The sequence below is a fragment of the Streptomyces albiflavescens genome, from assembly GCF_014645835.1.
GTDB classification, from domain to species: Bacteria; Actinomycetota; Actinomycetes; order Streptomycetales; family Streptomycetaceae; genus Streptomyces; species Streptomyces albiflavescens.
In genome coordinates this window covers 35,317-47,282 of record NZ_BMMM01000035.1, presented here as the reverse complement: position 1 = coordinate 47,282, position 11,966 = coordinate 35,317, and the positions used below count along the sequence as shown (strand labels likewise).

At 67.9% G+C, this 11,966-nt stretch carries 10 protein-coding genes; 5 read left to right on the top strand and 5 right to left on the bottom strand.

Going from position 1 to position 11,966, the window contains the following annotated elements; genetic code table 11:
* Nucleotides 1–6: 6 nt before the first annotated feature.
* The 5 genes from IEY95_RS47870 to IEY95_RS47850 are packed head-to-tail and all read right to left on the bottom strand — an operon-like array spanning nucleotide 7 to nucleotide 5,926.
* Nucleotides 7–1,896, bottom strand: coding sequence for a glycoside hydrolase family 125 protein (locus IEY95_RS47870; protein ID WP_189192633.1), 1,890 nt, complete (start codon nucleotides 1,894–1,896; stop codon nucleotides 7–9).
* Nucleotides 1,893–2,711, bottom strand: a complete 819-nt coding sequence (locus IEY95_RS47865; protein ID WP_189192632.1) for a carbon-nitrogen hydrolase family protein — start codon at nucleotides 2,709–2,711, stop codon at nucleotides 1,893–1,895. The genes IEY95_RS47870 and IEY95_RS47865 overlap by 4 nt, the downstream gene beginning before the upstream one ends.
* Nucleotides 2,708–3,541 (bottom strand): carbohydrate ABC transporter permease, encoded by an 834-nt coding sequence (locus IEY95_RS47860; protein ID WP_189192631.1) that lies wholly within the window; start codon nucleotides 3,539–3,541, stop codon nucleotides 2,708–2,710. Before IEY95_RS47860 ends, IEY95_RS47865 begins: the two co-directional genes overlap by 4 nt.
* The gene (locus IEY95_RS47855) at nucleotides 3,538–4,617 is read right to left on the bottom strand and encodes a carbohydrate ABC transporter permease (protein ID WP_189192630.1); all 1,080 of its coding nucleotides are present in this window, start codon (nucleotides 4,615–4,617) and stop codon (nucleotides 3,538–3,540) included. The genes IEY95_RS47860 and IEY95_RS47855 overlap by 4 nt, the downstream gene beginning before the upstream one ends.
* Nucleotides 4,618–4,624: 7 nt before the next feature.
* On the bottom strand, nucleotides 4,625–5,926 hold the full coding sequence (locus IEY95_RS47850; RefSeq protein ID WP_189192629.1) for an ABC transporter substrate-binding protein: 1,302 nt from the start codon (nucleotides 5,924–5,926) through the stop codon (nucleotides 4,625–4,627).
* Nucleotides 5,927–6,843: 917 nt separating this feature from the next.
* On the opposite strand from IEY95_RS47850, the gene IEY95_RS47845 reads away from it, so the two are divergent.
* The 5 genes from IEY95_RS47845 to IEY95_RS47825 all read left to right on the top strand — a co-directional run bounded on the left by IEY95_RS47845 (nucleotide 6,844) and on the right by IEY95_RS47825 (nucleotide 11,954).
* The gene (locus IEY95_RS47845; RefSeq protein ID WP_189192628.1) at nucleotides 6,844–7,605 is read left to right on the top strand and encodes a DeoR/GlpR family DNA-binding transcription regulator; all 762 of its coding nucleotides are present in this window, start codon (nucleotides 6,844–6,846) and stop codon (nucleotides 7,603–7,605) included.
* Between the two features lie 84 nt (nucleotides 7,606–7,689).
* On the top strand, nucleotides 7,690–9,045 hold the full coding sequence (locus IEY95_RS47840; protein WP_189192627.1) for an ABC transporter substrate-binding protein: 1,356 nt from the start codon (nucleotides 7,690–7,692) through the stop codon (nucleotides 9,043–9,045).
* A gap of 79 nt (nucleotides 9,046–9,124) precedes the next feature.
* Nucleotides 9,125–10,084: a carbohydrate ABC transporter permease gene (locus tag IEY95_RS47835; protein ID WP_189192626.1), complete on the top strand. Its 960-nt coding sequence runs from the start codon at nucleotides 9,125–9,127 to the stop codon at nucleotides 10,082–10,084.
* The gene (locus IEY95_RS47830; protein ID WP_189192625.1) at nucleotides 10,081–10,968 is read left to right on the top strand and encodes a carbohydrate ABC transporter permease; all 888 of its coding nucleotides are present in this window, start codon (nucleotides 10,081–10,083) and stop codon (nucleotides 10,966–10,968) included. Before IEY95_RS47835 ends, IEY95_RS47830 begins: the two co-directional genes overlap by 4 nt.
* A complete protein-coding gene (locus tag IEY95_RS47825; RefSeq protein ID WP_189192624.1) occupies nucleotides 10,965–11,954 on the top strand; it encodes a zinc-dependent alcohol dehydrogenase family protein in 990 nt (329 codons plus the stop codon). Before IEY95_RS47830 ends, IEY95_RS47825 begins: the two co-directional genes overlap by 4 nt.
* The last annotated feature ends 12 nt before the right edge of the window (nucleotides 11,955–11,966 follow it).

The following is an 11,966-nucleotide window of genomic DNA, read 5'->3' as shown; positions in this document are numbered from 1 at the left end:
TCGTTTTCATATGCGCCACCCGTTGTGCCCGCCACCGGTTATACCAAAGTGGAGGATTCCGAATACAGCAGCGGGCCAGGCGAACCAGTGGCGGGCCAGCCATTGTCCGCTGTCGGCGTGGTAGGTCTCCGGTAGCAGGCCGTCGGCGCCCGCGACCTGGCCGATGCGTTGCAGCACCGCCCTGGCGCGGGCGGTGTCCGTCATGGTCCGTGCGACGGCGAGTTCTTGTGCGTCGCCCAGTGTCCACGTCCCCGGAGTGTGTGCCGATCCCAGTCCCCCGTAGTGTCCGGCGACGTGGCCGGCGTTGTGCGGGGAGAACGCGAACCGCATGGTGGCGGTCCATTGCTTGTCGTCGGGCGCACAGAAACCCCAGGCGGGGGCCAGAGCCGTGGGAAGGTCGTTGGCGTCGTGGTAGAGCCGATGGCGGCCGCTGCCGTCGGTCTCGTAGGCCCACTGTGGACCGAACGGCCCCTCGCAAGTGAAGGCCCGGGTGATGGCGCCTGGCAGGTCCTGCGCGGTCTGCGCCAGCCGCAGCGTGTCGAGCCCCAACTCGGCAGAGAAGGGGGCCAGTTGCGAGGCCGTGTGCCAGTACAGGATCTGCGTGGACAGGGTGAAGGGCAGTTCGCTGGGGTCATCGGCGGGGTTCTCCGCTCCCGCCAGCAGACCGTCGTGGCCGTCTCGGGGCAGGCCCTGCCAGACCTCGGCGATCAGCTCGCCCCACTGTTGGGCCGCATCAGTGCCGCCGTTGCCCGGCCCGGTGGGCCACTGGCCCGTGACGCGCCGGTAGTCGGCGAGTTCGAGGAGGGGGTAGAGCTGTTGATCGGCCTGGACCGCCAGGTCCTTGGGCCGGCCGTCGGGCAGGTGGCTGCGCATCCAGGGTGCGCCCGGCGTGCGTCCCCTACCCCACAGCCACCGCAGATGGGCGGCCACCACATCCGTGACGCCGTGGTCGTCGGGCGCCGCGCACAGCAGGAGCAGCGCCTGGTAGTAGGCGTCGCGGGTCCAGCTCAGGGGGAGCAGCCTGTGGTCGGTGAGGATGGTGCGCTCCCCCTCGCCGACGTCGAGTGCGGTGCAGCCCAGTACATAGCGCACGGCTCCGGCCGCGATGTGCTCGAGGGTCCCGGGGGCATCGGTCTGGTTGATGCGAGGTGCGGCGGCGGTGGTGCGGAGATGATCGCCCGGCCACGGGGGCGGTGCCAGCGACACCGTGACTGTGATCTCGAGAGGTTTGCCGTCACCCGCGGTGATCGCCCACTGCGCGGCACCGTCGGCGTCGGGCATCCAGCGGCCGGCCGTCGCGTGCACCGCCACGCGGGCCGAGGTGGCCAGCACCGGTGCGCTGACGGTGAGTTCGCCGGGCGACACCTCCACGTCGCTGTCTACGGCGAGGGGCGCGGGCGGATTGACTTCCGTGATCTCTGCCAGCGCGCTGCGGTCCAGTCGGCCGCCGAACCGCAGCACCGCACGCACATCGGGGGTGGCCTCGATCACGTACCGCTGGACGAGTGCCGCTTGGTGGGGCAGGGCCCATGCCGTCGCCGAGCAGCTCCATCCGCGTCCGGTACGGCGCCAGACGGGCCGGCCTTCGCTGTCCAGGTCTGCGCGGCGCTCGGGCACCTGCTCGTCGGGCAGGTCCAGATGCAAGAACGCGAACCGCTCCTCGGTGAGCTGCTCCCGGTAGCGGCGCGCGGCCGCCGGGTCGCCGCGCTGTTCCTCGTCGAAGGGCGGCGCGGCCAACATCTCGACGAAGCCGTGAACCGGGTGCGGGGCGCCGAGGGACAGCCATGATCCGTCGCCGCCGAAGGAGCCGACGACAAGACCGTTGCCGAGGTCGAGGGGTTTGGGCAGGCCGGCGCTGAGCGCGCCCGCCGCCGTGGTCCGGGTCTGCGCGTTCATTTGTCACCCGCCGTCACGACACCGAGCCGGTTCACGGCGTCGGGACGGTACAGATCGGCCTGCCGCATGCCCAGCGCCGGCTCCTGGTCGCGTTCCCGGGTGATCAGGTCGAGGTCGAGCCGGGCGCGCAGCGCGGTCTCCTCCGCACCCGCCGAGGCCAGTACCTTCCCCGCGGGGTCGACGATCAGGGAGTGGCCGGTGAAGCCGTTGCCGGTGAGGTTGCAGGCGACGGCGAACATCTGGTTGTCCTGGGCGCGGGCCCTGGTACGCAGGGTGAGCAGGTATTCGTAGCCGATGGGCACGGCCGAGGGTATGACGAGCGTCTGGGTGCCGGCCAGGGCCAGGGTGGTGGCCAGTTCGGGGAAGGCGTGCTCGAAGCAGATGAGCGGCCCGATCCGGGCGGCCGGCGTGTCCACGGTGAGCAGGGCTTCTCCGGCGCTGAACCGGGTGAGCTCGGCGGGATAGAGGTGGGTCTTGCGGAACGGGTACACCGACCCATCGGGCAGGACGACGGCGGCGGTGTCGTAGAGGGCGTCGCCGTCGCGTTCGAGGATGCCCAGGACGATGGTTGTGCCGAGTTGTGCGGCCTCCTTCGCGACAGCGGACACGGTGGGCCCGTCGAGGGGTTCGGCGAGGTCCGCGCCGCGTTCGTCGAACATGTCCAGGTCGTAACCGGTGGTGACCAGTTCGGGTGTCACGACCAGGTCGCTGCCTGGGCCGTGTGCCCGCACGGCGGCGAGGAGGCGTTCCACGTTGCCCGCTACATTGCCCGGTTCGGCCGCCAGCTGCAGGGCGACGACATCCAGCACACTCATCCTTTGACTCCTCCGGCGAACAGCCCGCGTACGTAGAACCTGTTGAGGGCGATGAACAGCAGCAGCGGCGGCAGGACGACCATGATCGAGCCGGCCGACACCAGGTTCTCCTGCGCCAGATGCGGCGACTGGAGATTCGCCAGACCGACCGTGAGGGGCTGATGGTCACGGTCGAGCAGCGTGAGGCCGAGCAGGAGGTCGTTCCACACGAAGACGAAATCGATGATCGCGAACGACACGAGTCCCGGCAGGGCCAACGGCAGCACCACATATCTGAGTTGACCCAGGTGGGAGGCTCCGTCGAGCCGGGCCGCCTCGAGGAGTTCCTCCGGCACGTCCGCGAAGAACGCGGACATCATGAAGACCGCCCAGCCTGCTCCGAAGGCGGTGTGGACCAGGATGATGCCGAGGTACTGCGCGTTGCCCTGTGCCAGTCCCAGCAGGCGCAGCCACGGCAGCAGCGGGATCAGGATGATCTGGACCGGCACGATCATGGTCGTCAGCAGCAGGAAGTACGTCAGCCGCTTGAAGCGGAACTCCAGCCGGGCGAAGGCGTACGAGGCGAGCGCGCCGAGCAGGAGCGACACCGCCACCGATCCGAGCGTGATGACGAAGCTGGGCACGACGTAGGACGCCAGTCCCTGACTCCACGCATCCCGGTAGTTGGCGAACGTCAGCTGCGACAGGCCGCCGTGCCACCAGCCGTTGCGGGTCTGGCCGATCGGCAGCACCGAGATCGCGAGCGCGGTGACCATCGGCACCATCCACACCAGGCTGGCGGCCGTCAGCGAGCCGTAGAGCGCGGTGACGGTGAGCCGGTTCCTCCTCACCGTGACTCCTTCCTGGGGAGCATGGACTTCAGATAGGGGAAGCCGAGCAGGATCAGCACGGCGGACATCAGCACGGCGACGGCGGCGGCCTGTCCTGCCTGCGGCGAGGTGAGGAAGGCGAACGCCTCCTGCCAGGGCAGCAGCCCGAGGACCGTGGAGTCCGTGCCGGGGCCGCCCGAGGTCATCACGTAGACGATGTCGAACGTCCGCAGCGCGAAGATCACGCTGACCACGAAGACGATCCGCATGGGCTGCCGCAGGTGCGGCACGATGACATGGCGTACCACCTGCAGCGGCCCGCAGCCGTCGACGCGCGCGGAGTCGACGAGTTCCTGGGGCAACGAGGCCAGCCCCGCGCTGAAGGTGATGACGCCGTAACCGGCGAACGCCCAGGCCGCTGCGATGATCACGAAGACGTTGACCAGGCGGAGGTCGTAGAAGCCCAGATTCAGCGTGCCGGGGTCGGCGAGCCATTGGCCGGTCGTCTTCAGGTGCAGCGGGCCGACATCGAGCGTCCCCTGCATGTGCAGGGCCTTGAGGACCGCGTTGAGCACCCCGATGTGCGCGTCCGGGTTGTAGACGAAGGACCAGATGACGCCTGCCGCTGCCAGGGAGATCGTCATGGGCAGCACGAACACCGTGCGGAACACGACGGACCAGCGCCGCGCGTGCCAGATGGCCACCGCCATCACCAGGGAGATCCCCACCACCAGCAGCGGGAAGAGGACGAGCCACAGCAGCGAGTTGGCGCCGGCGTGCCAGAAGTCCGGATCGCTCAGCGTGCGGCGGTAGTTGGCCAGACCTGCGAACTGCCAGGTGGAGCGGTCGAACAGGTTCCACGGCCGCAGCAGGCCCCAGGTGAAGAAGCTGCTCAGCACGCTCTGCACAACCGGCCAGAGATAGAACAGGGCGAAGACGGCCATCAGCGGGGTCACAAACGCGTAGCCCGTGCGGCCGCCCCTCTTTCCCGCCCTGCGGGTGCCGCCCGGGGCAGTGGGTGTGCGGCCGCCGCCGCGGCGGTCACCGAAGGATCCGGGACCGCTCGCGAGCGGGGGCTTGTTGAGGGAAGTGGTCATCGCCGTCTCACTGGTGGGAGCGGGTGTCGATCTGCTTCATCTTCGAGATGAAGGCGTCCACGTCGCTGTCACGGACGAACTGCGAGAGCGCCTGCTCGTACTTGACCTGGATCTCCCCGCCGATCCAGTCGTCGAGGTCGTAACCCGCCCGCTGGGAGGGGTTCTTGGGCCACAGGGCGGCCGCGTTGCGGTCATTGACGTTGGGATACGCACTGGCCGGGACCTTGGCGTTCGGGGCGACGTACCCACCGATCTTCGCCCAGATCTCCTGGGCCTGAGGCGATGCGAGGTACTCCAGCAGCGCACGGGTGGCCGCCGGGTGCTTGGACGCCTTCGCGCCCATGAACAGGTCACCGCTCACGAACTGCGGCGCAGGGGCGCTGCCGTACGCAGGCATCTCGAAGAAGGACAGGTCCTTGCCCGGCACCAGGTTCGTGCCGCACTCCTGAGGGTCGACCAGGTTGATGAAGGCGCCCTGGTTCTCGAAGAGGAACTTGCCCGCGACCCGCCCGCAGGTGGCGTCCGTGAAACTGCTTGACAACGATGTCGAAGGGAAATACGAGCGGATCATGTTCGCGAAGACCCGGAAGGACTTGACGATCCGCGGATCGTCCCAGCCGATCTTGCCGCGGGCCAGATCGTTGAACGCGGTCGCCCCCGCCACCCGCAGAAGAATCGAATCGGTCCACTGGGTGAGCGGCCACTGGTCCTTGCCGCCCACCGCGAACGGTGTGACCCCCTTGGCCTTGGCCGCATTCAGCACCGAGGTGAACTGCGCCCACGTGTGCGGTACCGACAGGCCGAGCTTGGCCATCTGCTTGGGGTTGTACCAGATCAGGGCGTTGACGTTGCCCTTGAACAGGACGGCGTCAGTGTGTCCGTCCAAGCCCTGAGCCATGTCCCGCACCGACGGGGTGTACTCGCCGCCGGAGACCCACTTGTCCCAGGACGAGTCGAGATTCATCAGCAGCCCCTGCTGGGAGAACGTCCTGACAAGTCCGGGCAGCGCCACCGACACGTCCGGCGGCGAGCCCTGGGCGAACTGCTGGGTCAGCAGCGCCTGACCCTGCTCGAACGGAACTGTCTCGATCTGCACCTTGACCGACGGGTGCTTGGCCTCGAATCCCTTGATGACCTGCTTGAAGGCATCACCTTCACTGCCGGTCCAGTTGCTCAGCACCCGCAGCTTGCCCTCGATCTTGCCGCCGCTGCTCGGCGCACTGCCGCCCGATCCGGCGCATGCCGCCACTGTGCTCAGGAGCAGCGCCGTCGCCACCCCCGTCGTGACTCGCGCGTGCCTGCGGGTCATGAGTCTCACGATCTTGCCTCCGAGTCTTGGTGATCAGCGGGTGCCACCGTGCATCCATTTGTCATTGCTCAATGACTAATGTGTGCGGAGATTTTGAGGTCACGTCTTCACACCTGTCAAGACCCAAATTCCAGCTAAGGGGATACGCGCAGAAATGCCCTAATTGCGCCACTTCTCTGGCGGGGCGGCCGCTGATGACCAACGGCCGCGAGCACCGGCCCCCAAGGCCGCCCGGGCCGCCGAAGCGCGACGAACTGCAGGCCCGGCACCCCCAGCGCAGCCTCAGCACACCCCCAGCGCACCGGCAGCAACGACGGCGACCATCGGCTCCATGGGCGGTGGGCCCACCTGATCTCGGTTGCCGCCATGAGGCCGACGGCGGGTGCGGCCGGCCGCCCTCAACAAGCGCGGGGCGACAGCTTCCACGCGGACTGACGCAGCACCGGCCCGATCCGGCACGCCGAAACCTGCTGAGCGCCCGACCGCGGCGTCACCGGCCCGGACGACGGCACAGAGTTCCGAGCGGCGTCATGGCGGCCCAGAGCCTCGGCAGGCATTCACCTCATGCTCCGGACTGCGACCGAAAATCGAGAAAGCAATTCCGCAGGTAGTTGGACTTTCAGCGCGGGACCCCGGCCGACTGTCCGAATCCCGTCGGGAAAACGGGCAGCGAACGGGCACACGTCGGTCGCCGAGCGGGCAACAATCTTCCGCGCTGCGGAGCCCTCCACGGCATCATCCAGGGCCTGCGCACTCCAGAAAACGGGCACATTCGGTCGTGAACTGCTCTACGACGAACCTGGTCAGTATGGGCAATCCCCTTGTAGAAATTTGGCCATCGAAGTCCGAACGGGCCGGGCTCCGGGAAACAGCCGGCGCGGGCGCAACGCGCAGAGCCGTGAAATGGAGGTGTCGCCGTGGACGCCGATGAACGAAGACGCGGAATTCTGGAAACGGCACGCCGTTCCGGATCCGTGGACGTCGGAACTCTCGCTGCCGACCTCGGGGTCTCCAAGGAAACCGTGAGGCGCGATCTGAACCTATTGGAGAGGCACGGGCTGGTCCGGCGTATTCACGGCGGTGCCCATCCCGTGGAGAGCGCGGGCTTCGAGACCACGCTCGCCTTCCGTACCACCGTGCACGTCCCCGAGAAATCCCGGATCGCGGTCGCTGCGGCCGAACTGCTCGGGGATGCCGAGACCGTCTTCATCGACGAGGGCTACACCCCGCAGCTCATCGCCGCCGCACTCCCCCGCGACCGGCCACTGACCGTGGTCACCTCCTCGCTGGCCACCGCCGGGGACCTGGCTTCCGCCGAGAACATCACCGTGCTGCTGCTCGGCGGCCGGGTGCGCGGCGGGACCCTGGCCACGGTCGACCACTGGGCGACCCGCATGCTGTCCGGCTTCGTCATCGACCTGGCATACGTCGGCGCGAACGGCATCTCCCGTGAGCACGGACTCACCACCCCCGATCCCGCGGTCAGCGAGGTCAAGGCACAGGTCCTCAAGGCCGCCAGGCGCCGGGTCTTCTCCGGGGTCCATACGAAGTTCGGTGCCGCGAGCTTCTGCCGCTTCGCAGACGTCACGGAGTTCGAGGCGATCGTCACCGACGCCGGGCTGCCCGCCTCCGAAGCACACCGCTACTCGCTGCTGGGTCCCGAGGTCATCCGGGTCTGAGCCGCGGTTCATTTCCCTGTCCCACCCCCGCAGGTCCGGGGGCTTGGTTCCCCACGCCCTCGAAACTTCCCCCTGGAGTCACTCATGCGCACACGAAGAATGATCCATGTCCTCACCACGGCCACGGCCGCGGGCTCGCTGCTGGTCGCCTGTAGCGGGGCCGGCGGCTCATCAAGTTCTGGTGGCGGCGGCAAGTCCGTCAATGTGCTGATGGTCGGCAATCCGCAGATGGAGGACATCGCGAAGCTGACGAAGAGCACGTTCACGAAGGACACGGGCATCAAGGTGAACTTCACGATCCTTCCCGAGAACGAGCTGCGCGACAAGGTCACCCAGGACATCGCCACCCAGGCCGGCCAGTACGACGTCGCCACCATCGGCGCCTACGAGGTACCGATCTGGACCAAGAACGGCTGGCTGCACGAACTGGGCTCCTACGCCGACAAGGACACGAGCTTCGACAAGGCTGATCTGCTCAAGCCGATGGTGCAGTCGCTGTCCGGCTCCGACGGCAAGCTCTATGCCCTTCCGTTCTACGGCGAGTCGTCCTTCCTCATGTACAACAAGGACGTCATGAAGGCGAAGGGCATCACGGTGCCCGAGCACCCGACCTGGCAGCAGATCGCCGACATCGCGGCCAAGGTCGACGGCGCCGAGCCCGGTATGCGGGGCATCTGCCTGCGCGGTCTGGCCGGCTGGGGCGAACTCGGGGCGCCGCTGACGTCCGTGGTCAACACCTTCGGCGGCACCTGGTTCACCAAGGACTGGAAGGCCCAGGTCAACAGCCCGGCGTTCAAGAAGGCGACGAACTTCTACGTCGACCTGGTCAGGAAGCACGGGGAGGCGGGAGCGGCGCAGGCCGGCTTCACCGAGTGCCTGAACGCCATGAGCCAGAAGAAGGTCGCGATGTGGTACGACGCGACCAGCGCGGCCGGGTCGCTGGAGGACTCCAGCTCCAGCAAGATCGCCGGGCATGTGGGCTACGCCTACGCACCCACTGTCGAGACCAAGAGCAGTGGCTGGCTGTGGAGTTGGGCGTGGGCCATGCCCAAGACCACCAAGAACGCCGACGCCGCCTCGAAGTTCATGCTGTGGGCCTCCAGCAAGAAGTACGAGAAGCTGGTCGGTGAGAAGCTCGGCTGGGCGCGCGTCCCGGCCGGCAAGCGGGCCAGCACGTACGGGATCCCGCAGTACCAGAAGGCCGCTGGGGCGTTCGGTGACCTCACGCTGAAGTCCATCGAGGGAGCCGACCCGGCCAACCCGGGCGTCCAGCCCAGGCCGACCGTGGGCATCCAGTACGTGGCCATCCCCGAGTTCCAGGACCTGGGAACCAAGGTCACCCAGGAGATCTCCGCCACCATCGCCGGCAAGACCAGCGTGGACAAGGCCCTGAACGACGGCCAGAAGCTCGCCGAGGACGTCGCGAAGAACTACCAGTGACCGTCACCGCCCGGCCGGCCCCCGCGCCGGCCGGGCGCCGCTTCCCCACCCCCCGCCGGCACCGGCAGAGGAACCATCCATGACCACGCTCACCGCTCCCCCCGAGACAGCACCACCGCCCAGCCGACCGCGCACGTCCAACCGCGTCAGCAGATGGAAGCGCCGCATCCCGCTGCTGCCGGCGCTCGTCTTCACCATCGCCGTCACTCAACTGCCCTTCGTGGCCACGCTCGTGATCTCCACCTTCCAGTGGAACATCCTCAAGCCGGGCGACCGGCACTTCGTCGGCCTGTCCAACTTCGAGTTCGTCTTCACCGACGAGCGGCTGCGCAACGCGGTCCTCAACACCGTCGTCCTCACCGCATCCGTGGTCCTCATCAGCGTGGTCCTCGGCCTCGGTCTGGCGATGCTGCTCGACCGCCGGTTCGTCGGCCGCGGCCTGGCGCGGACCATGCTCATCGCACCGTTCCTCGTTATGCCGGTCGCGGCGGCGCTGCTGTGGAAGCACGCCATCTACAACCCCGACTACGGCCTGCTCAACGGCACCCTCAACGCCGTATACCGGCTCTTCGGCGCCTCCAACGGCCCCACAATCGACTGGGTTTCCTCTTACCCCATGCCCGCCGTCGTGGCCTCACTGGTCTGGCAGTGGACCCCGTTCATGATGCTGATCCTCCTGGCCGGTCTGCAGGCACAGCCCGGTGACGTCCTGGAGGCGGCGAAGGTCGACGGGGCGTCGGCCATGGCGACCTTCCGCCACATCACCCTGCCGCACCTGCGCCAGTACATCGAGCTGGGCGTCCTGCTCGGCACGATCTACGTCGTGCAGACCTTCGACGCCGTCTACACCATCACCCAGGGCGGCCCCGGCTCCCAGACGACCAACCTGCCCTACGAGATCTACCTGACCATGTTCCGCAAGTACGAGTACGGCCAGGCGGCCGCCGCCGGAGTGGTCGTCGTGCTCGGCTCGATCGTGATCGCGACCTTCGCGCTGCGCACCATCGCGTCGCTGTTCCGCGAGGAGGTATCCCGATGACCGCTCACGCTGCGGTCGCCGCGCCCGGCACGAGGCTCAAGAAGCTCCTGCGCCGCCACGACGACCACGCAGGTACGCCCCGACTGTCACCCGGGTGGACCTTCGTCGCCTGGCTCGCCACCCTGGCGTTCTTCGCGCCGGTGGCCTGGATGGTACTCACCTCCTTCCACCAGGAGGCGGACGCGGCGACCAACCCGCCCAGCCTGCTGGCGCCGCTCACCTACGACCAGTACAAACTGCTGTTCAGCCGGGACATCACCCCGTTCCTGCTCAACTCGGCCATGGCCAGCGTCATTTCGACGCTGCTGGTGCTCGCCCTCGCTGTGCCGACGGCCTACGCGCTGTCCATCAAGCCGGTCCGGAAGTGGACCGACGTGATGTTCTTCTTCCTGTCCACCAAGTTCCTGCCGGCCATCGCGGCCCTGCTGCCGGTGTATCTGATCGTCAAGGACGCCGGGATGCTGGACAACGTGTGGACCCTGATCGTCCTCTACACCGCCATGAACCTGCCGATCGCGGTGTGGATGATGCGCTCGTTCCTCGCCGAGGTGCCCAAGGAGATCCTGGAGGCAGCCGAGGTCGACGGCGCCGGACTGCCCACCGTGCTGCTGCGCATCGTCGCGCCGGTCGCCATGCCCGGTCTCGCGGCCACCTCGCTGATCTGCTTCATCTTCAGCTGGAACGAGTTCATGTTCGCCGTCAACCTCACCGCGACCCAGGCGTCGACCGCCCCGGTCTTCCTCGTCGGCTTCATCACCAGCGAGGGCCTCTTCCTCGCCCGGCTCTGCGCCGCCGCCACGTTGGTCTCCCTGCCGGTTCTCATCGCCGGTTTCGCCGCCCAGGACAAACTGGTCCGCGGCCTGTCCCTAGGAGCAGTCAAGTGAAAGCCGCTGTCATCGAAGCCCCCGGAAAGGTCACCGTCACCACGGTGCCCGACCCCACGCCCGGGCCGCGCGAGGTCGTGGTCGACGTGGCGGCCTGCGGGCTGTGCGGGACCGATCTGCACATCCTCCAGGGCGAGTTCGCACCGACCCTGCCGATCGTCCCGGGCCACGAGTTCGCCGGCGAGGTCGTGGGCCTCGGCAGCGAGGTCACCGAACTCGCCATCGGCGACCGGGTCGCCGTGGACCCCTCGCTCTACTGCAACGAGTGCCGCTACTGCCGGGTGGGACGCAACAACCTCTGCGACCGGTGGCAGGCGATCGGCGTGACTGTGGCGGGTGGCGCCGCCGAATACGCCGTGGCGCCCGTCGCCAACTGCGTACGCCTGCCGGACCACGTGGACGTCCAGGACGCGGCCCTGATCGAACCGCTGTCCTGCGCCGTACGCGGCTACGACGTACTCAGCAGCAGGATCGGCTCCCACGTGCTGATCTACGGGAGCGGCACGATGGGTCTGATGATGCTGGAACTGGCCAAGCGCACCGGCGCCGCCTCGGTGGACGTCGTCGACATCAACCCGGAACGGCTGGCGACGGCTGAGGAACTGGGCTGCTCCCAGGCGGCGCTCTCGGCCGACGAGTTGGGGCGGCCGACCGGTTGGGACGTGGTCGTCGACGCGACCGGCAACGCCGCCGCCATCCAGGACGGCCTGGACCGGGTCGCCAAGGCCGGGACCTTTCTGCAGTTCGGGGTATCCGACTACGCGACGACAGCCACCATCTCGCCGTACCGCATCTACAACCACGAAATCACCATCACCGGCTCCATGGCAGTGCTGCACAGCTACGAGCGCGCGGCGGAAGTGTTCGCCACCGGGGTGCTCGATCCGCAGGTGTTCATCAGCCACCGACTGCCGCTGACGGAGTACCCGCAAGCACTCGACCAGTTCGCAGCCGGCCAAGGACGCAAGATCGTCGTACTGCCCTGACATTCAAAGGCC

Coding starts and splice junctions, on each gene's coding strand:
- IEY95_RS47870 (WP_189192633.1), bottom strand. CDS start 1,896: ATGAACGCGCAGACCCGGACCACGGCGGCGGGCGCGCTCAGCGCCGGC.
- IEY95_RS47865 (WP_189192632.1), bottom strand. CDS start 2,711: ATGAGTGTGCTGGATGTCGTCGCCCTGCAGCTGGCGGCCGAACCGGGC.
- IEY95_RS47855 (WP_189192630.1), bottom strand. CDS start 4,617: ATGACCACTTCCCTCAACAAGCCCCCGCTCGCGAGCGGTCCCGGATCC.
- IEY95_RS47850 (WP_189192629.1), bottom strand. CDS start 5,926: ATGACCCGCAGGCACGCGCGAGTCACGACGGGGGTGGCGACGGCGCTG.
- IEY95_RS47840 (WP_189192627.1), top strand. CDS start 7,690: ATGCGCACACGAAGAATGATCCATGTCCTCACCACGGCCACGGCCGCG.
- IEY95_RS47835 (WP_189192626.1), top strand. CDS start 9,125: ATGACCACGCTCACCGCTCCCCCCGAGACAGCACCACCGCCCAGCCGA.
- IEY95_RS47830 (WP_189192625.1), top strand. CDS start 10,081: ATGACCGCTCACGCTGCGGTCGCCGCGCCCGGCACGAGGCTCAAGAAG.